Raw genomic sequence first — 16,493 nt, forward strand, 5'->3', positions numbered from 1 at the left:
CCAGGCTTTGAGGCGATCACGGCGCAACATGCCCCGCCGATGAGGCGCAGCCGAAGAGGCCCTCCGCCGAGCGCAGCGAGGCCACCAAGGCGCCTCAGCTTCGGAACACGCGGGAATAGAGCGCCTCATGCCGCATCGCCGCCACATCGGCGGCAAAGCTCGCCGTGCCCATGCCCTCCAGCCCATCGGCAATTGCCGCCTGCGCCACCGCCTCACAGCGCCCCGTCAGACGGGCGAGGATCTCCTGCGCCTCGGTCTGGCCCAACGGCACCGCGCGGGTCGCCACGGCCACGAGGTTGCCGATGAAGGCTTGCAGATACATCACCGCCGTCAACTCCAGCGGCAGGCCATGCAGGCCCGCGGCCCGGCCCACGGCCACCGGGTAGGCCGCAGGCTCCACCGGCAGCTCCGGCCAGAGTGCTGAGACAGTGGTGGCAAAGGCCGTGCCCTGTTCCACCGTTTCCGCCAGCCGCTCCGCCGAGGGGGCCATGGCCCGCGCTAGCGCATCCACCTCACCCAGCGCCGCGCCCTCTGCTCCGTGGGCCTCGGCCAACAGCGCCACATCCGCGCGGCCCGCGCCATCGGTCAGAATGCCCTCCAGCCAGTGCTCTACACCGTCCCGGTCCAGCCGGCCCTCTGCGAGCGCCGCTTCCAGCCCGTGAGACCATGCAAAGGCCCCAACGGGAAAGCCGGGCGAAAACCACTGCGCCAACCGCAGAACATCCGCCGCCGCCGCGCCGGGGTTCGCGGCCTCAGCTCTCATGCGCGTGTTCATGCCCGTGCCCGTGATTATGCCCGTGCCCGTGCCCGTGCCCGTGGTCGTGACCATGCCCGTGGGAATGTCCGTGGTCATGCCCCTCCGGTCCATGCTGCGCCCCATGGTCATGCCCATGCGTGCGCCCCTCCCCATAGGCCCCGCCTTCGGGCGTAAACGGCTCTTCCACCTCCGCAACCTCGGCGCCGAGGCGGGCCAGCATGTCGGCCATCACGTGATCGCGCTGAATGAGCAGCCGCCCCTCTTCCACCTGGCAGGGGGTGTGCCGGTTGCCGATGTGCCAAGCCAGCCGCACCAGCTCTGCGCCGCGCACTTCCAGCAGCGGCTCCCGGTCCGCCTCCACGGCCACCAGCCCGCCGCCCGCAAGCACCAGCGCATCGCCCGCATCCAGCGATGTCGTGCGGGGCAAATCCACCAGCACCCGCGCTCCGGCCTCCGTCACCAGCACCTTGCGCCGCAAGAACCGCGCATCGTAACTCAGCCGCACCCGGTCGCCCGCTTCCACGCCACCGCCGCGCCGCACCTCCTGCGCCGTCTCAAGCTCTGCCATAATCTCTCTCCATCCTCTCGCGCCGCCAGTGTCGCCGCCCATGTGCCGCCGGGCTCAATCCACCGCTTCGATGGAGACGTATTCATAGCGGTCCACGTTGTCATCCTCATACCATGCGGCCGCATAGCTGAAGCCAAGCTCCGGCAGATAGCTGCGGGTCTCCCGCGCCACCAGCTCGCCATCCTCGTAAATCCGCTGCTCCACCGGCACCGCCGTGTAACGGCAGTCGCCAATCACAACCTCTTCCTCGGCGCCAAAGCGGATGCCAAGCATCTCTGGCACCGGCTCGCCGGAATAGGTCGCCACCATCTTCACGCCCCAGCCATGGCCGGGCAGCGGCTCGGGCGTCTCTGCGGGCAGAACAGGAAGGGCGAAGGTGGAGCGGGTGTCGGGCAGGGGGCCTGCGGCAGTCACATCAATGGATTCCAGAAGGTAAACGCCGCGCGCATAGGTAAACCGCGTTGCTGTCTCCGCGCCCTGGCTCAACCGGCTCTCCACCAGCACCTCGCTGGTGGCACGAAACACCTCCGTTTCGCCATCCGTCAGCGTCAACCGCACCCCGCGCGCCATATCCTCCGCCTGCGGACAGGCCGCCGCAACCGCCGCGCCCGTGACCGTCACCGCAGCCGTAAGCACCAGCGCCGCTGCACGTCCCATGCCCCGCGTCATCGCACGGCCTCCACGTTCACATAGGTATAAACGTCCTCACTCTCCTCGTCGGCGTAGGAGGCAAGGTAAGAATGGCCGAGCGCGGGGAAGTAATGCGCAACCTCCCGGCTCATTTCCTTGCCCGCTTGGTTGAAGTGCCGCGCCGTAACCGGAATCATCGCATAGGCGCATTTGCCAAGCGTCCATGTAACCACCGCACCAAAGCTGTAATCATGCCGCTCGCGCTTGGTCGCCTCGCCTGTCACCGTAACCTCTAGCGAAACCTCCAACCCCGGCGCAGGCGCGGGCAGGGGGGAGCTGGCATAGGCAAAGGTCTCCGGCGTTCCGGCAGGAACGCCGCCGTTCAGCGAGGCAATCTCCAACGGATAAACCCCATGGGCCAGCCGCACCACGCTCGCATACCCGTCCGCGCCATAGCTCGAAATCACCTGCCCCGCATCATCCGCCCGCTTGGCCGTTTCCACATCGCCATTCGCCACCTCAAACCGAATGCCCTTGCCCATATCGGCCCCCACCGGGCAGGCGGCATGGGCGGGCAGAGCCACGGTTGTGGCGGCTGCGGCTATGGCAGCGGCCAGGGAGGCGCGGCCGAGGCAAACAGAGTGGCGCAAAGCAAAACTCCCGGTAGGCTTCACTCCGAGCCTACCGGGAAAATCCCGCAATGGAAGGGCAGGGGCTCAGCTGTAGAGCAGATCGCGGAACACATGCCGCGGAATGTCTTCACGCTTCAGGCCCATCGCGTTCAGCTCCCGGTCGGAAAGCGCGTTGAGGCGGGTGATCTGATGCATCCGCGACCGGCTCTCCATATAGGCGTTGAAGCCCATGCCGACTGAAGCAAAAAACCGGTCGAGCCGTGCGCGCAGGCCGGGTTGGGCGGCGCCGTCTGTAGCTTGATATGTCATATTCGGAAACCTTGTCTGTCGTTCGGGTTGCAGGGTTTCCTCCCTTGCATTCAATCTAACATCGTACAGGCAGGGGGGAAGGGCCCGGGGCGCAGGGCAGCCATGTGCTGGCGGCAAGTCTGGCCGTGGGAGGGTAACGCCCTGTTAACCGAAATTGCGCCACCATCGGGCCATGAGCCGCATCGAATCATTCCCCGCCACCGCCCGCCCCGCTGCCCCCACCGCGCTGGCCGATGCGCTGGGCGCTATCCGGGCACAGATGAAGGCGCTCAAGGCCTGTGAGGCAGAGCTGTGCCGCGCGCTGATTGAGGCCCGCCCCAACGTTGTTGTCGAAGGCGCGGCCTATACCGTGACGATCCGCAAGAGCGCCCGAAAGGTCATAGACCCCTCCCGCCTGCCCGCCTACATCCGCGAAGACCCGGCGTTCTATCGTGAGACCGGTGGCACTACCGTCGTCACCTGGCCCGCCAGGCAAAACCAGCCTGCGGTGCAGCCGGAGGACGAAGACGAATTCGACGTGATCGAGCGCTTCGCCTGAGCCTGTGATGGGCGACGACCGCCACCCGCGCCGTAGGGTGGGCAATCTGCCCACCACCCACTATCCGGGGCGTCACTTCGGTCCCTACCGTCCTCATCGCAGCTGCGAAGAGAGACCGTAAGGCCCTGATGAGCTGCTGCCTGCCCTCAAAACATGAAATACCGCTGTGCCATCGGCAACTCCCGCGCCGGCTCGCAGGTGAGCAATTCGCCATCCGCCCGCACCTCGTAGGTCTCCGGATGCACCTCGATCTGCGGCTTCGCGTCATTCAGCTTTAGGTCGGACTTGCCAATCCCCCGCGTCCCCTTCACCGCCAGCAAATCCTTCGCCAGCCCAAGCTGCCCGCGCAGGCCGCCCGCCATCGCCGCCTCGCTCACGAACAGCGCCGCCGAGCGTTCCACCGCGCGGCCCATGCTGGCGAACATCGGGCGCGAATACACCGGCTGCGGCGTCGGGATCGAGGCATTCGGATCGCCCATCTGCGCCACCGCAATCGACCCGCCCAACAGCACCATCTCCGGCTTCACCCCAAAGAACGCCGGGCTCCAAAGCACCAGATCCGCCCGCTTGCCCACCTCGATGCTGCCGATTTCATGGCTCATCCCATGGGCAATCGCCGGGTTGATCGTGTATTTCGCCACGTAGCGCCGCACCCGGAAGTTATCATTCTCCCCGGTTTCCTCCGCCAACCGCCCGCGTTGCTTTTTCATCTTGTCGGCGGTCTGCCATGTGCGGATCAGCACCTCGCCCACGCGCCCCATCGCCTGACTGTCCGAGGCAATGATCGAAAACGCCCCCATGTCGTGCAGAATGTCCTCCGCCGCAATCGTCTCGCGCCGAATGCGGCTCTCGGCAAAGGCCACATCCTCGGGGATCGACTTGTCGAGGTGGTGGCACACCATGAGCATATCCAGATGCTCTTCCAGCGTGTTCACCGTGAAGGGCCGCGTCGGGTTGGTGGAGGAGGGCAGCACATTCTCCTCACCGCACACCTTGATGATATCCGGCGCATGGCCCCCGCCCGCGCCCTCGGTGTGGAACGCATGGATCGTCCGCCCCTTGATCGCCGCCACCGTGTTTTCCACGAAGCCGGACTCGTTGAGCGTGTCGGTGTGGATCATCACCTGCACGTCCATGTCGTCGGCCACGCTCAGGCAGCAATCAATCGCCCCCGGGGTAGTGCCCCAATCCTCATGCAGCTTCAGCGCACAGGCCCCGCCGTTCACCATCTCCACCAGCGCGCCCGGCAGCGAAGCATTGCCCTTGCCCGCCAGCCCGATGTTCATCGGCACGCCATCAAGCGCCTGCAACATCCGCCCGATGTGCCAAGGCCCCGGCGTGCAGGTCGTCGCCAGCGTCCCATGCGCCGGCCCGGTGCCGCCGCCCAGCATCGTCGTCAGCCCCGAATGCAGCGCATCCTCGATCTGCTGCGGGCAGATGAAATGGATATGGCTGTCAAACCCGCCCGCTGTCAGGATCTTGCCTTCCCCCGCAATCGCCTCGGTGCCGGGGCCAACGATGATATCCACCCCCGGCTGCGTATCCGGGTTGCCCGCCTTGCCAATCGCCGCAATCCGCCCGTCCTTCAGCCCGATGTCGGCCTTGTAGATCCCGGTGTGGTCCAGCACGAGCGCATTGGTGATGACAGTATCCACCGCCCCCTCCGCCCGCGTGGCCTGCGCCTGCCCCATGCCGTCGCGGATCACCTTGCCGCCGCCAAACTTCACCTCCTCGCCATAGGTGGTGAAGTCCTTCTCCACCTCGATGATCAGGTCGGTATCCGCCAGCCGCACCTTGTCACCCGTGGTCGGGCCAAACATCGCGGCATAGTCGGAACGGGGAATGCTGGTGGCCATCTCGGTCTCCTTCAGGCGGCCCAGAGGCCGTGTTTCTTGTGCCAATCCTCAAGCGAAAGCTCGGGATAGGCGTCATAGGTTTCATCCTCCGGCCCCGCCTCCAGCGGCACCCAGTCCGGCTTGTCGGCCAGCATCAGGTGCACCCGGGCGGGGGCAGGGGGTAGGGGAGTGTCGATGGCGCTGGCCATCGGGTGGATCAGCTCGGGCCATGTCGGATCAAACAGCCAAAGCTCGCTGGCGCAGGCCGGGCAGAAGTTCCGCTCTCCCGTCGAAGTCTCGCAAACCCCGCCGCGCTCCACCTTTGCCCGGTAAACGGCCATCTCGCCCTCCACCTGCATCGTCTCGGCGATGCCGCCAATGTTGATCGCATAGCCGCCCCCGCCGCCGGTCTTGCGGCAGATGGTGCAATAGCAAAGCTGGTAGGGCACAGGCGTGTGGCTTTGCAGCGAGAACCTCACAGCGCCGCAGCGGCAGGAGCCTTTAAGGGTCATGGGCATCGGCACATCACCTTGAAGTGGTGCCGGGGCTGAAGCCCCGGCTCGCGCCCGACCCGCCCCCGTCGCGCCAAAGGCGCGCGTTCCGCGCGACGGCGGGCGCGACCTTGTCGCCCCCACCCTCGGGTCGGGCGCGAGCCTCCGTGCCATCCCGAGCCCTCACACATCAAACACCTCATCCACCGGCACCTGCAGCGCCGTGACCATCCCGTTAGTCATCATCGCCGCGCCGATCACCCGGATCAGCTCGGCGTGCATCTCCTCGCTCATTCCCTTGCCCTTCGCCGCCGCCGTATGGCTGTGCACGCAATACGAACACCCGTTCGCCGTGCTCACCGCCACGTAGATCATCTCCTTCACCAGCGGGTCGAGCGCCCCCGGTCCCATCAGGACCGAGAGCTTGCCCCAGGTCTCCTCCAGCGCGTCCTCGTCATGGGCGAGCGCGCGCCAGAAGTTGTTGACGTAATCGGTGCCCCGCGCCTCACGGATCGCGGCAAACACCGCCGCCGCGCGGGGTGATAGCTCCTCGTCGGCCAAAAGGGGCACCGTCGCCATTCAGACCACCGCCATCACGCGGGCCGGCCCGCCGGTGCCGCCGCCGTGCTTCGGTGCGCCCACAAACAGAGTCGCACCGCTCGCGGGCACCGCATCGAGGTTCGCCATGTTCTCGATCCCGTAGCGCCCGGCTGGCAGCCAGGAGTAATGCACGGCAAAATCCGCCGAATTGCCCGGATCGAGCGAGAGCGTATCCACCCCGATGCTCGCCACACCCATCTCCAACAGCATATCCGTCGCCGCCTTGGCAAAGCCCGGAAAGGCGAAGTTGCCCTCACCGTCATTGCGGAACGACGGATCGCCCATCTTCGCGCCCCAGCCCGACTTCATCGCCACGCAGGCGCCCTCGGGGATCTCGCCATTGGCCGAGACCCATGCCTCGATATCCTCCGGCTCCACCATCGCGTTCGGCTCCTCGGCGGCCTTGGCCTTCAGGTCGATCACGCAGAGCGGGCACATCAGGCTCTCGGGCGGCAGCATGTCCACCGTGTGACTGTCCTCGGCAAAGTGGGCAGGCGCGTCGATATGGGTGCCGGAATGCTCGAAGAAGCTCACCTTCCAAACCTTGTAGCCATCCGGCCCGTAATCCTTGTCGATCTCCATCTCGATCCCCGGCATCCCGTCAAAGGTCGGGAACTCGGGCGTCAGCGTATAGGTTAGGTCCACCACCTTGCCGCTGGATTGCGCCAGCGCGGGCTTCGAGGCCATCGCCCCGGCAGCCACCGCAGCGGCCCCGGCGGCGGCGGAGCGGGCAAAGAAGCTCCTCCGGTTCATCGCGCTCTTGCGAACGTTCTCGATCAGGCAGGCATTACACATCTTTCAGTACTCCCTTTCCGGTTGGTCTTCCCGTCACCTCTTCACCGCAGCTTCGGCCCCCGCTTGGCGAGCCGATACACGTTCGAGCGGGTCTTGCGCCGCACCGGGCGCAGCGCGGCAGCGGCCACGTTGCGGCCCCCCATCGCGGCCAGCGAGGCCTCCTGCGCGGCCTTCACAAAGGCCACCTGCTTTTCGCGCACCATCCGGCTGTTCTCGCCGCCAGCCACGTTCCATGCCCCTGCCATGCCCATCATCCGCATCCAGATCACGGCGCTGGCTTCCATGGTCATCACCGCCATCTGCATCTGCAGGCGGATCAGCGCAGCAGGGCTCATTCCAGCGCCCCCATGACCTTCTGGTTGAAGCCATAAATCTTCCGCGCACCGCCAATCGCAATCAGCTGCACCTCCCGCGCTTGCCCGGGCTCAAACCGCACGGCGGTGCCTGCGGCAATGTCCAGCCGCATCCCCCGCGCGGCGTCGCGGTCGAAGTCGAGCGCCGCGTTGGTCTCGGCAAAATGATAATGGCTGCCCACCTGCACCGGGCGGTCGCCGGTGTTGGCCACCATCAGCGTCACCGCCTCGCGCCCCACGTTCAGCGCGATCTCGCCCTCCGCGGTCATAACCTCTCCGGGGATCATTTGCGGCTCCAGAGCAGGGCCGCAAACCCGGCAGCCACGATCACCGCCAGCGCGGCCATCAACGGCAGGGCAGAGTTGGCCTCATGCGGGTGCAAATGCGCGCCGGAATGGGCGAGGGCGGGGGAGGCGGTGGCCAGCAGGGCAATGGCGTATTTCATGTCTCGGTCCTTCTCAGCGTATCGGGTTATGCACGGTCACCAGCTTGGTGCCGTCGGGAAAAGTCGCCTCCACCTGCACCTCGTGGATCATCTCTGCGATCCCCTCCATGCATTGCGCGGCACTCACCACCTGCGCCCCCGCTTCCATCATGTCGGCCACCGAGCGGCCATCGCGGGCGCCCTCCACCACCGCGTCCGTAATCAGCGCAATCGCCTCAGGGTGGTTCAGCTTCACGCCGCGGGCCAGCCGCTTGCGGGCCACCTCGGCAGCCATGGCGATGAGGAGCTTGTCCTTTTCGCGGGGGGTGAGTTGCATCTCTCTAGAGCCTCCAGGATCGTGGAAGGGTATTGCCGCTGAGCCGGTCCAGCGCGGGCATCAGCAGGCGGCGCAGGCCAAAGCCATCGGGGCCAAGGAATCGGGCCACCATCATATCTTGTGCGATCAACGACGCGCCCGCCAGTGCGTCCTCGGGCAGGGCATGGCGCAGGGCATCGCGCTGATGCTCGGCATCCGCGCCAACATAAACCACCAGTGCCGACGCTCGGCAGCCCGCGCCGGTGGCAGGCCCCGCAAGCTGGGCAGAAATGTCCCCTTCCAGCCGGGTCGCATCGGTAAAGGTGCGCTGCCCGTCGCGAAACAGCTCCACCCGGTCGCTGAGCCAGCCTTCCGTCAGCTTCTCGCCCATCGCCGTGCGGCCAAAAACCAGCGGCTCGCACAACAGCAGCCGCGCATCGCCCTCAAGCTCCACCCGCAGCCGCCGCCTGAGCGCGCAGGCCTGAAACAGGATGGTTTCCTGCGGCAGCCAGTGCAGCACCGCGCCCGCGCCCGCTTTCAGCCGCACCGTCACTTCGGCACATTCTCCCGGCTGGGCGCGATAGGCCCGCTCGGCGGCCTGCGTCGTCAGGCTCAACGCTGCGCCCGCCTCGGCCTCCGCCTCCAGCCTGAAGCGATCACCCCCGGTGATCCCGCCCGCCGAGTTGACCAGCATTGCCTGAAGCACGCCCCGCGATTGCGGAAACAGCAGTTTTAGCGCCCCCGACATCCGCAAATCACCAATCCGGCTGCCCCCCGCGCCACGCCGGGCCGAAACCCGGGCCGCACCTTCGGCCCTTGGCTGTTTCGCCCGCACCGCGCTTATCTTGCTCTCAATGGTGATGGCCGGTCCCCTCGTCTGCATCCTGCCGCCGTTTTCACCATGCGGCCCGGCGGCTGACCACATGGGAGAGCGGTTCTTGTCCTCAGGTCAAGTGCTGTGCGCAATAATTGGGCGATGACCCAGTTTGCCGCCCATGATTTAATCATTTCCGGGCGGGGGCTGCATTTCTGCACCGGCAAATTTGCGCCTTTCGGGCTCCGCTACAAAGCATGACCTCGCCCGGCAACGGTGGCCCAGATGCCACATCCGGGTGCGCAGCCACCGCTGAGGGAGATCAGGCGGACCGCCCGCGCAATTGGCAACAAGAACTGGTTCCGGGGTCTCGATGCGTGCTGCCAAAAGCCCGCCCGCACGCCCCGAACGGAGGGATGAAATGACAACTTTCAAGAAAACCGCCGCCTCAGTGCTGGCCCTCGGCCTCACCGCCGGCGCCGCCTCGGCACAAGAGGTGAGCTGCCCGATCAAGGTCGGCGTGCTGCACTCGCTTTCCGGCACCATGGCGATTTCCGAGACCACGCTGAAAGAGACAATGGAAATGCTGGTCGCCGACCAGAACGAGAAGGGCGGCCTGCTGGGCTGCGATCTCGAAGCCGTCGTCGTCGACCCGGCCTCCGACTGGCCGCTCTTTGCCGAAAAGGCCCGCGAGTTGCTCACCGTCCACGAGGTTGATGTGATCTTCGGCAACTGGACCTCCGTAAGCCGCAAATCCGTGCTGCCGGTGATCGAAGAGCTGAACGGCCTTCTGTTCTACCCGGTGCAGTATGAGGGCGAAGAGTCCTCCAAAAACGTGTTCTACACCGGCGCCGCTCCCAACCAGCAGGCCATCCCGGCCACCGACTATTACCTCGAAGAGCTGGGCGTCGAGAAGTTCGCGCTGCTGGGCACCGACTATGTCTATCCCCGCACCACCAACAACATCCTCGAGTCCTACCTGAAGGACAAAGGCATTGCCGAAGAGGATATCTTCGTCAACTACACCCCCTTCGGCCACTCCGATTGGTCCAAGATCGTGTCCGACGTTGTGGCGCTGGGCGCCGACGGTAAGAAGGTGGGCGTGATCTCCACCATCAACGGCGACGCCAACATCGGCTTCTACAAGGAGCTGGCCGCGCAGGGCATCTCCGCCGAAGACATCCCCGTTGTGGCCTTCTCCGTGGGTGAAGAAGAGCTTGCCGGTCTCGACACTTCCAACCTCGTCGGCCACCTCGCCGCATGGAACTACTTCATGTCCGCCGACACCGAGGCCAACGCCGAATTCATCGCCAAGTGGCATGAGTTCATCGGCTCCGAGGATCGCGTCACCAACGACCCGATGGAAGCCCATTACATCGGCTTCAACATGTGGGTGAACGCCGCCACCGAGGCCGGCACCACCGATGTCGACCCCGTGCGCGAGGCGATGTGGGGCCAGGAGTTCCCCAACCTGACCGGCGGCACCGCCGTGATGGGCGTCAACCACCACCTCTCCAAGCCGGTGCTCATCGGTGAAATCCGCGAGGATGGCCAGTTCGACATCATCTCCGAGACCGACCCCGTGCCGGGCGACGCCTGGACCGACTTCCTGCCGGAATCGGCTGTGCTGAAGTCGGATTGGAAAGATCTCGAGTGCGGCATGTACAACACCGAAACCTCGACCTGCGTGCAGCTCGAAAGCAACTACTGAGCCCTCTCGCTCAGCCGGGCGGCGCCCCCTCGTGCGCCGCCCGAATTACCATCGAAAGGGGCGGCCCGCGCTGCCCCCTTCGAACCCAAGGAACAAACGCGCGGTGGGACTTTCCAGCATGATCAAGGCCTTGAAGGCTCTGGCGCTCCTCGGCGCCCTCATCCTCGGCGCGCCGGTTACGGCGCAGGACACGGCGACTGACAGCCCCGCTGACACAATCACCCCCGGCCCGATCCAGAGCCTGCTGCAAGAGCACGCCGCCGACATCGCCAAGCCCTCCCGCCGCACCATCCAGCCGGTGATCGACGCGCTCGCAGGCTCCGGCCTGCCTGGCATGCAGCAAGTGCTGCAAACTTGGGAAGCCCGCGAGATGTATCAGCGCGAAAGCGACGGTTGGTTCTTCGCCGGTGAGAAGGGCCCCGAGCGCACCGTCATCCTCACCGATTTCGACAGCGGCGAAGTGCTGGAGCCCGTGCCCTCCGATACCGTCGATATCCTGCGCCCCAACTCCGGCGTGCGCGGCCTCATCGCCTCCGCCCTCGTCCGCTTCCAGCTGCAAGACGAGAACCCCGCGCTGCGCCAAGACGCGCTCACCGCCATCTCCCGCAACCCCGACCCTTCGCACCTCGCACCCCTTGCCGAGAGCATCGAGGGCGAGCCAAGCCCTGCGCTGAAGGCCCAGAAAGAGCGGCTGCTGACCCTGCTCACCATTGCCTATGGCGAGGCAGAAGCCGACCGTGTTGCCGCGATCGAAAGCGTCGCGGGCGACCTCAACGTCGATACCCGCGCCACCCTCAACCCTCTCGTCGCCACCACCCGCCGCTTGGCCGAGGGTGAAATCCCCGAGGCGGCCAACGTCGCCCGCACCCTGCGCCCCGGCACCGAAGAACTGCCGCGCGGCGAAGCCTATGATCTTGTCGCCGCCGAGGCTGGTCTGCCCGCCCGGATCGACCCCGCCGACAGGCGCAACGTGCTGCAAGCCAATGTCGCTGACGGTGCCGTAGGCGGCGTGCCGCTGGCAGAGCTGAACACCGACGCCGCCCGCGAACGCGCCTATGAGGCGCTCGAGGCCTCCGGCGCCGTCCCGCCCGCGCCCACCGAGGCCGAGATCGACGAGGCCCTTGCCCGTTTCACCTTCTACGAAGAATACGCAGAGCCCTCGGAAGCGGTGACAACCGCGGCCACCAAGGCCCTGCGCACCATCGATTCCAAGGTGGCGCTCAACACCGCCGCCGACCTCGGGCTCGACGCGCTCTCACTCGCCTCCATCTACTTCCTCGCCGCCATCGGGCTGGCCATCACATTCGGGGTGATGGGGGTGATCAACATGGCCCACGGCGAGTTCATCATGATGGGCGCCTACACCGGCTACGTGGTGCAGCAGATCATCCCCAACCACACGGTTTCAATCATCGTTGCCATCCCGCTCGCCTTCGCCGTCACTTTCGCGGCGGGCGTGGCGATGGAGCGGCTGGTGATCCGCTGGCTCTACAACCGCCCGCTCGAAACCCTGCTGGCCACCTTCGGCATCTCCATTGCCCTGCAACAGCTCGCCAAGAACATCTTCGGCACCCAGGCCCGCCCGCTCACCGCGCCGGGCTGGCTCGATGGACAATGGCAGATCAACGAAATCATCGGCATCTCCATGATCCGCGTCGCCATCTTTGTGCTGGCCATCGTCTTCCTGCTCTTCTTCCTCTTCCTGATGAAGAAAACGCGGCTGGGCCTCGAAACCCGCGCGGTAACCCAAAACCCCCGCATGGCCGCCTCTATGGGCATCAACCCGGGGAAGGTGAACATGCTCACCTTCGGCCTCGGCTCCGGCATCGCGGGCATCGCCGGGGTGGCCATCGGCCTCTATGCGAAGGTGACGAGCGAACTCGGGGCCGACTACATCGTGCAAAGCTTCATGACCGTCGTTGTCGGCGGTGTCGGCAACATCTGGGGCACCCTGCTTGGCGCGGGCATGATCGGGAGCTTGCAAAAGGGCATCGAGTGGCTGAACCCCTCCAACACGCTCGCCGCGCAAACCTACATGATCATCTTCATCATCATCTTCATCCAGTTCCGCCCAAGGGGCATCATCGCCCTCAAGGGCCGCGCGGCGGGGGATTGAGCATGTTTGGTTTGACCCTCCGCACCCCCCGCATCACGCCGCACCGGCCGCAGGACCAATCCGGCGGCTGCCAAGCCGACGATTCTTCACGCAAAATCTTCCCCGCGCCCAAGAGTTTTCAAGAAAACTTTTGCCACCCCAGCCCGAAAAATCTTCGTGAAGATTTTTCCGCCCCGGAGGTCACCGCATGAAACGCTCCTTCATCGCCCGTAACCCCTCCATCCTCATCTTCCTCGCCTGCCTTGCGATCTTCACCATCGCCGTCACCGTGGCCTCCGAAGGCTTCGGCCTCGGCCTCATCTCCACCTCCTTCGTCAAGACCTTGGGCAAAACTCTCTGCCTCTGCCTCGTCGCCGTCGCAATGGATCTGATCTGGGGCTATTGCGGCATCCTCTCCCTCGGGCACTTCGCTTTCTTCGGCCTCGGTGGCTACATGATCGGCATGTGGCTGATGTATGAGCGCACCCGCCTCATCGTCACCGAAAGCATGGCCGCGCAGGAAATTCCGCCAACCCCGCAAGAGGTGATCGACGCTATCGGCACGCAAATCTTCGGCGTGGTCGGCTCGTCCGAGTTCCCCCTTATCTGGTCCTTCTCCCACTCGCTCACGCTACAACTCATCCTCGTGGTCGCCGTGCCGGGCCTCCTCGCCCTCGTCTTCGGCTGGCTCGCCTTCCGCTCCCGCGTCGCAGGCGTCTACCTCTCGATCCTGACCCAAGCGATGACCCTCGCCCTCGCGCTCTACCTCTTCCAGAACGACTCCGGCCTGCGGGGCAACAACGGCCTCTCCGGCCTGCAAAACCTCCCCGGCGTCACCGCCTCGCAAGACGTTGTCTCCATCTGGTTCCTCTGGGGCTCCGCCCTCGCGCTCGGCCTCGGCTACCTGCTCTCCGCATGGGTCGTCTCCGGCAAGTTCGGCTCGGTCATCCGCGGCATCCGCGACAACGAGGCCCGCGTGCGGTTCTTGGGCTACTCGGTCGAAACCTACAAACTCGCCATGTTCACCCTCACCGCCTGCATCGCGGGCATCGCTGGCGCGCTCTATTACCCGCAGGCGGGCATCATCAACCCGGCCGAAATCGCGCCCATCGCGTCGATCTACCTCGCCGTCTGGGTCGCCATCGGGGGCAGGGGCCGCCTCTACGGCGCGGTCATAGGCGCGGCGCTCGTCTCCCTCGTCTCCACCTATTTCACCGGCGGGCAGGCCCCCGACATTCCGCTCGGCTTCTACACGATCAGCTGGGTCGATTGGTGGACAGTCCTGCTCGGCCTCACCTTCGTCCTCGTCACCCTCTTCGCCCCCAAGGGCATCGGCGGGCTGTTCGACCTCGTGGCAGAGCGCTTCCCGTCCAACCGCCACGGCGCAGATTACGGCCCCGACGCGGGCGCCAAGCGCGAGGAGGAAGGCCAATGAGCACCCTGCTGGAAGTCAACGGCATCTCCGTCACCTTCGATGGCTACAAGGCCATCAGGAACCTCAGCTTCAACATCGGTGAGGCAGAGTTGCGCGCCATCATCGGCCCCAACGGCGCGGGCAAAACCACCTTCATGGATATCGTCACCGGCAAGACCAAACCCGACGAGGGCAAGGTGATCTGGGGCGAGATGAGCCGCAACCTCGTGGGCATGAACGAGGCCAAGATTGCGCAGGCGGGCATTGGCCGCAAATTCCAGAAACCCACCGTGTTTGAAGATCAGACCGTGCGTGAAAACCTCACCATGGCCCTGCAAAACAAACGCGGATGGTCTTCCGTGCTGTTCTGGAAGCCCTCCCGCGCCGATGAGGGCCGCGTCGAGGAGCTGGCAGGCGAAATCGGCCTCGCCGATGCGCTGGAGCGCACCTCCGGCGAGTTGTCTCACGGGCAAAAGCAATGGCTCGAAATCGGCATGTTGCTCGCGCAAGAGCCGCGCCTCCTGCTGGTCGACGAACCGGCCGCAGGCATGACACTGGCCGAACGCGAGCACACCACCGACATCCTGAAGGAAGCGGCCAAAACCCGCGCCGTGGTGGTGGTCGAACACGATATGGAATTTGTCCGACGGCTCGAATGCAAGGTGACGGTGCTGCACGAAGGTTCCGTGCTGGCCGAAGGCTCGCTCGATCACGTCACATCCAACCCCGAAGTCATCGAGGTGTATCTTGGCCGTTGAAACCTTAAAGACCGACATGTTGAAACTCGACGGGCTGACGCTTCACTACGGCCACAGTCAAATTCTCCACGGCATCTCCATGGAGGCGCGGCTGGGCGAAGTCACCTGCGTGATGGGCACCAATGGCGTCGGAAAAACCTCGCTGATGAAGGCGATCTCCGGCACCCATCCCCGCTCCGGCGGCACCGTCATTTTCGACGGGCAGACCATCGGCAAACTCCCGTCGCATGACATGGCCCAACGCGGCCTCGCCTATGTGCCGCAGGGGCGTGATATCTTCCCCCTGCTGACGGTGAAGGAAAACCTTGAAACCGCTTACGCCTGCCTGCCCAAGTCAGAGCACTTCATCCCCGATGAGGTCTTCGAGCTCTTCCCGATCCTCAAGGATTTCATCGCCCGGCGCGGCGGCGACCTCTCCGGCGGCCAGCAACAGCAACTCGCCATCGCCCGCGCAATGATGACCAAGCCCAAGCTCCTGCTTCTCGACGAGCCGACCGAGGGCATCCAGCCCAACATCATCCAGCAGATCGGCCGCGTCATCGAGTACCTCCGCGACCGGGGCGACATGGCGATCATCCTCGTCGAGCAATATTTCGAGTTCGCCTACAACCTCGCCGACCGTTTCGTGGTGCTGAGACGCGGCGAAGTCACCGCCCGCGGTGCCCGCGGCGAGATCGAAAAGAGCGCACTGATGGCCGAAGTCTCCGTCTGATCGCCCCACAGGTCAGGCCTTGTCGCGACCCGCGAGGCGCACCGACACCCGGCCAGCCCCCAGTTGATTGACGGGCCACTCTCCGCTGCATAGGTCTGAGGCCACGACCCGCCTCGAAGTAAAGGCCCCATGTCCGACGAAATCGCCCTCCTGATGGTCCCCACAAGGCCTCTGCCGTTCGACGAGACGATCGCCCGGCTCTACGGCCCCGGCGCCACCCTCGGCGCACCCGGCCTGACCTTCGGCGAAGCCGCAAACGGCCATCAGCCCGCCGCCGTCGAATGGAACGCCCAGGCCTGGATCTTCGACCGCAGCCGCATCGCCGACTGGTTCTCCATCGCCCCTGTCGCTGCCGGGGAAGCCATCGCTCTCCACCTCGACCCGCAAGCCGATATCTACGGCTACGCGTTCTGGCAGGACGGTCAAAGGATCGCGGGCCGCCGCGGCGTGGGAGAGGTCTTCGAGATCACCCCCGGCGCCAACGAAAAATTCTACGAGCACCGCGGGGTCGGCACCTATTGGCCAGACGCCCCGGAGGGCACTGCCGAAGTCCTCCAGAACGGAGGCCGTTTCGTCGCTCCGCCGCCGCACAAACTGCGCCGCAATATCGTGCTCGCCGCGCTCGAAAACCACTTCTACGTCGCGCCCTTTGGCGAACACGCGGCCCATTTCAACAGCGTCCCCGTGCAGCCACTCCTCTAGCGCCCCCCACGTCGCCCGCGCTAGGCAGGGGCAGGCAAC

22 protein-coding genes are annotated in these 16,493 nt (G+C 65.5%); 8 read left to right on the forward strand and 14 right to left on the reverse strand.

Features of this window, described 5'->3' with window-relative positions; genetic code table 11:
- Nucleotides 1-94 precede the first annotated feature (94 nt).
- The 5 genes from ACXAG6_RS07670 to ACXAG6_RS07690 all read right to left on the reverse strand — a co-directional run bounded on the left by ACXAG6_RS07670 (nt 95) and on the right by ACXAG6_RS07690 (nt 2,896).
- Nucleotides 95-763 (reverse strand): urease accessory protein UreF, encoded by a 669-nt coding sequence (locus ACXAG6_RS07670; protein WP_475336691.1) that lies wholly within the window; start codon nt 761-763, stop codon nt 95-97.
- Entirely contained in the window at nt 753-1,325 is a 573-nt protein-coding gene (locus tag ACXAG6_RS07675; RefSeq protein ID WP_475336693.1) for an urease accessory protein UreE, read from the reverse strand. The genes ACXAG6_RS07670 and ACXAG6_RS07675 overlap by 11 nt, the downstream gene beginning before the upstream one ends.
- 54 nt (nt 1,326-1,379) lie before the next feature.
- A complete protein-coding gene (locus tag ACXAG6_RS07680) occupies nt 1,380-1,982 on the reverse strand; it encodes a hypothetical protein (RefSeq protein WP_475336695.1) in 603 nt (200 codons plus the stop codon).
- An 8-nt stretch (nt 1,983-1,990) separates the two neighbouring features.
- Nucleotides 1,991-2,605 (reverse strand): hypothetical protein, encoded by a 615-nt coding sequence (locus ACXAG6_RS07685; RefSeq protein ID WP_475336697.1) that lies wholly within the window; start codon nt 2,603-2,605, stop codon nt 1,991-1,993.
- A gap of 66 nt (nt 2,606-2,671) precedes the next feature.
- Nucleotides 2,672-2,896 carry a hypothetical protein gene (locus ACXAG6_RS07690; protein ID WP_475336699.1) on the reverse strand — a complete coding sequence of 75 codons (225 nt, stop codon included), beginning with the start codon at nt 2,894-2,896 and terminating at the stop codon, nt 2,672-2,674.
- 172 nt (nt 2,897-3,068) lie between these two features.
- Between ACXAG6_RS07690 and ACXAG6_RS07695 the strand changes: the two genes are divergently transcribed.
- Nucleotides 3,069-3,434: a hypothetical protein gene (locus tag ACXAG6_RS07695; protein WP_475336701.1), complete on the forward strand. Its 366-nt coding sequence runs from the start codon at nt 3,069-3,071 to the stop codon at nt 3,432-3,434.
- Nucleotides 3,435-3,580: 146 nt separating this feature from the next.
- Here the strand turns inward: ACXAG6_RS07695 and ureC are convergent, their stop codons facing one another.
- The 9 genes from ureC to ACXAG6_RS07740 all read right to left on the reverse strand — a co-directional run bounded on the left by ureC (nt 3,581) and on the right by ACXAG6_RS07740 (nt 9,131).
- Entirely contained in the window at nt 3,581-5,290 is a 1,710-nt protein-coding gene (ureC, locus tag ACXAG6_RS07700; RefSeq protein WP_475336703.1) for an urease subunit alpha, read from the reverse strand.
- 11 nt (nt 5,291-5,301) lie between these two features.
- A complete protein-coding gene (locus ACXAG6_RS07705) occupies nt 5,302-5,787 on the reverse strand; it encodes a GFA family protein (protein WP_475336706.1) in 486 nt (161 codons plus the stop codon).
- A gap of 156 nt (nt 5,788-5,943) precedes the next feature.
- The gene (locus ACXAG6_RS07710) at nt 5,944-6,339 is read right to left on the reverse strand and encodes a carboxymuconolactone decarboxylase family protein (protein ID WP_475336708.1); all 396 of its coding nucleotides are present in this window, start codon (nt 6,337-6,339) and stop codon (nt 5,944-5,946) included.
- Nucleotides 6,340-7,155, reverse strand: a complete 816-nt coding sequence (locus ACXAG6_RS07715) for a cyclase family protein (RefSeq protein WP_475336711.1) — start codon at nt 7,153-7,155, stop codon at nt 6,340-6,342.
- A gap of 41 nt (nt 7,156-7,196) precedes the next feature.
- Nucleotides 7,197-7,490, reverse strand: a complete 294-nt coding sequence (locus ACXAG6_RS07720; RefSeq protein ID WP_140013359.1) for an antifreeze protein — start codon at nt 7,488-7,490, stop codon at nt 7,197-7,199.
- Entirely contained in the window at nt 7,487-7,795 is a 309-nt protein-coding gene (locus ACXAG6_RS07725; protein WP_475336714.1) for an urease subunit beta, read from the reverse strand. Before ACXAG6_RS07725 ends, ACXAG6_RS07720 begins: the two co-directional genes overlap by 4 nt.
- On the reverse strand, nt 7,792-7,953 hold the full coding sequence (locus ACXAG6_RS07730; protein WP_475336716.1) for a hypothetical protein: 162 nt from the start codon (nt 7,951-7,953) through the stop codon (nt 7,792-7,794). The genes ACXAG6_RS07725 and ACXAG6_RS07730 overlap by 4 nt, the downstream gene beginning before the upstream one ends.
- Nucleotides 7,954-7,966: 13 nt before the next feature.
- Entirely contained in the window at nt 7,967-8,269 is a 303-nt protein-coding gene (locus tag ACXAG6_RS07735; RefSeq protein ID WP_140013361.1) for an urease subunit gamma, read from the reverse strand.
- Between the two features lie 4 nt (nt 8,270-8,273).
- Complete coding sequence (locus ACXAG6_RS07740) at nt 8,274-9,131, reverse strand: urease accessory protein UreD (RefSeq protein WP_475336719.1); 858 nt, start codon at nt 9,129-9,131, stop codon at nt 8,274-8,276.
- Nucleotides 9,132-9,483: 352 nt separating this feature from the next.
- Here ACXAG6_RS07740 and urtA point away from each other — a divergent pair, with 352 nt between their 5' ends.
- The 7 genes from urtA to ACXAG6_RS07775 all read left to right on the forward strand — a co-directional run bounded on the left by urtA (nt 9,484) and on the right by ACXAG6_RS07775 (nt 16,454).
- Nucleotides 9,484-10,773 carry an urea ABC transporter substrate-binding protein gene (gene urtA / locus ACXAG6_RS07745; RefSeq protein ID WP_140013363.1) on the forward strand — a complete coding sequence of 430 codons (1,290 nt, stop codon included), beginning with the start codon at nt 9,484-9,486 and terminating at the stop codon, nt 10,771-10,773.
- A gap of 118 nt (nt 10,774-10,891) precedes the next feature.
- Nucleotides 10,892-12,889 (forward strand): urea ABC transporter permease subunit UrtB, encoded by a 1,998-nt coding sequence (urtB, locus tag ACXAG6_RS07750; RefSeq protein ID WP_475336721.1) that lies wholly within the window; start codon nt 10,892-10,894, stop codon nt 12,887-12,889.
- 2 nt (nt 12,890-12,891) lie between these two features.
- Entirely contained in the window at nt 12,892-13,080 is a 189-nt protein-coding gene (locus ACXAG6_RS07755; protein WP_475336724.1) for a hypothetical protein, read from the forward strand.
- Nucleotides 13,077-14,303: an urea ABC transporter permease subunit UrtC gene (gene urtC / locus ACXAG6_RS07760; protein WP_475336726.1), complete on the forward strand. Its 1,227-nt coding sequence runs from the start codon at nt 13,077-13,079 to the stop codon at nt 14,301-14,303. Before ACXAG6_RS07755 ends, urtC begins: the two co-directional genes overlap by 4 nt.
- Nucleotides 14,300-15,040: an urea ABC transporter ATP-binding protein UrtD gene (gene urtD / locus ACXAG6_RS07765; protein ID WP_475336729.1), complete on the forward strand. Its 741-nt coding sequence runs from the start codon at nt 14,300-14,302 to the stop codon at nt 15,038-15,040. Before urtC ends, urtD begins: the two co-directional genes overlap by 4 nt.
- A gap of 16 nt (nt 15,041-15,056) precedes the next feature.
- Nucleotides 15,057-15,752, forward strand: a complete 696-nt coding sequence (gene urtE, locus ACXAG6_RS07770) for an urea ABC transporter ATP-binding subunit UrtE (RefSeq protein WP_475336731.1) — start codon at nt 15,057-15,059, stop codon at nt 15,750-15,752.
- 129 nt (nt 15,753-15,881) lie between these two features.
- A complete protein-coding gene (locus ACXAG6_RS07775; RefSeq protein ID WP_475336733.1) occupies nt 15,882-16,454 on the forward strand; it encodes a hypothetical protein in 573 nt (190 codons plus the stop codon).
- Nucleotides 16,455-16,493 lie beyond the last annotated feature (39 nt).

This window comes from Vannielia sp. ABF1_015 (assembly GCF_056160745.1).

Excerpts from the sequence above, each read along its gene's own strand:
- ACXAG6_RS07725 (WP_475336714.1), bottom strand. The coding sequence starts at position 7,795 with ATGATCCCCGGAGAGGTTATGACCGCGGAGGGCGAGATCGCGCTGAAC.
- urtA (WP_140013363.1), top strand. The coding sequence starts at position 9,484 with ATGACAACTTTCAAGAAAACCGCCGCCTCAGTGCTGGCCCTCGGCCTC.
- urtB (WP_475336721.1), top strand. The coding sequence starts at position 10,892 with ATGATCAAGGCCTTGAAGGCTCTGGCGCTCCTCGGCGCCCTCATCCTC.
- urtC (WP_475336726.1), top strand. The coding sequence starts at position 13,077 with ATGAAACGCTCCTTCATCGCCCGTAACCCCTCCATCCTCATCTTCCTC.
- ACXAG6_RS07720 (WP_140013359.1), bottom strand. The coding sequence starts at position 7,490 with ATGAGCCCTGCTGCGCTGATCCGCCTGCAGATGCAGATGGCGGTGATG.
- ACXAG6_RS07690 (WP_475336699.1), bottom strand. The coding sequence starts at position 2,896 with ATGACATATCAAGCTACAGACGGCGCCGCCCAACCCGGCCTGCGCGCA.
- ACXAG6_RS07740 (WP_475336719.1), bottom strand. The coding sequence starts at position 9,131 with ATGCAGACGAGGGGACCGGCCATCACCATTGAGAGCAAGATAAGCGCG.
- ACXAG6_RS07705 (WP_475336706.1), bottom strand. The coding sequence starts at position 5,787 with ATGCCCATGACCCTTAAAGGCTCCTGCCGCTGCGGCGCTGTGAGGTTC.
- ACXAG6_RS07730 (WP_475336716.1), bottom strand. The coding sequence starts at position 7,953 with ATGAAATACGCCATTGCCCTGCTGGCCACCGCCTCCCCCGCCCTCGCC.
- ACXAG6_RS07735 (WP_140013361.1), bottom strand. The coding sequence starts at position 8,269 with ATGCAACTCACCCCCCGCGAAAAGGACAAGCTCCTCATCGCCATGGCT.
- ACXAG6_RS07675 (WP_475336693.1), bottom strand. The coding sequence starts at position 1,325 with ATGGCAGAGCTTGAGACGGCGCAGGAGGTGCGGCGCGGCGGTGGCGTG.
- ACXAG6_RS07670 (WP_475336691.1), bottom strand. The coding sequence starts at position 763 with ATGAGAGCTGAGGCCGCGAACCCCGGCGCGGCGGCGGCGGATGTTCTG.
- ACXAG6_RS07680 (WP_475336695.1), bottom strand. The coding sequence starts at position 1,982 with ATGGGACGTGCAGCGGCGCTGGTGCTTACGGCTGCGGTGACGGTCACG.
- ACXAG6_RS07715 (WP_475336711.1), bottom strand. The coding sequence starts at position 7,155 with ATGTGTAATGCCTGCCTGATCGAGAACGTTCGCAAGAGCGCGATGAAC.
- ACXAG6_RS07775 (WP_475336733.1), top strand. The coding sequence starts at position 15,882 with ATGTCCGACGAAATCGCCCTCCTGATGGTCCCCACAAGGCCTCTGCCG.
- urtE (WP_475336731.1), top strand. The coding sequence starts at position 15,057 with ATGTTGAAACTCGACGGGCTGACGCTTCACTACGGCCACAGTCAAATT.
- ureC (WP_475336703.1), bottom strand. The coding sequence starts at position 5,290 with ATGGCCACCAGCATTCCCCGTTCCGACTATGCCGCGATGTTTGGCCCG.
- ACXAG6_RS07710 (WP_475336708.1), bottom strand. The coding sequence starts at position 6,339 with ATGGCGACGGTGCCCCTTTTGGCCGACGAGGAGCTATCACCCCGCGCG.
- ACXAG6_RS07695 (WP_475336701.1), top strand. The coding sequence starts at position 3,069 with ATGAGCCGCATCGAATCATTCCCCGCCACCGCCCGCCCCGCTGCCCCC.
- ACXAG6_RS07755 (WP_475336724.1), top strand. The coding sequence starts at position 12,892 with ATGTTTGGTTTGACCCTCCGCACCCCCCGCATCACGCCGCACCGGCCG.
- urtD (WP_475336729.1), top strand. The coding sequence starts at position 14,300 with ATGAGCACCCTGCTGGAAGTCAACGGCATCTCCGTCACCTTCGATGGC.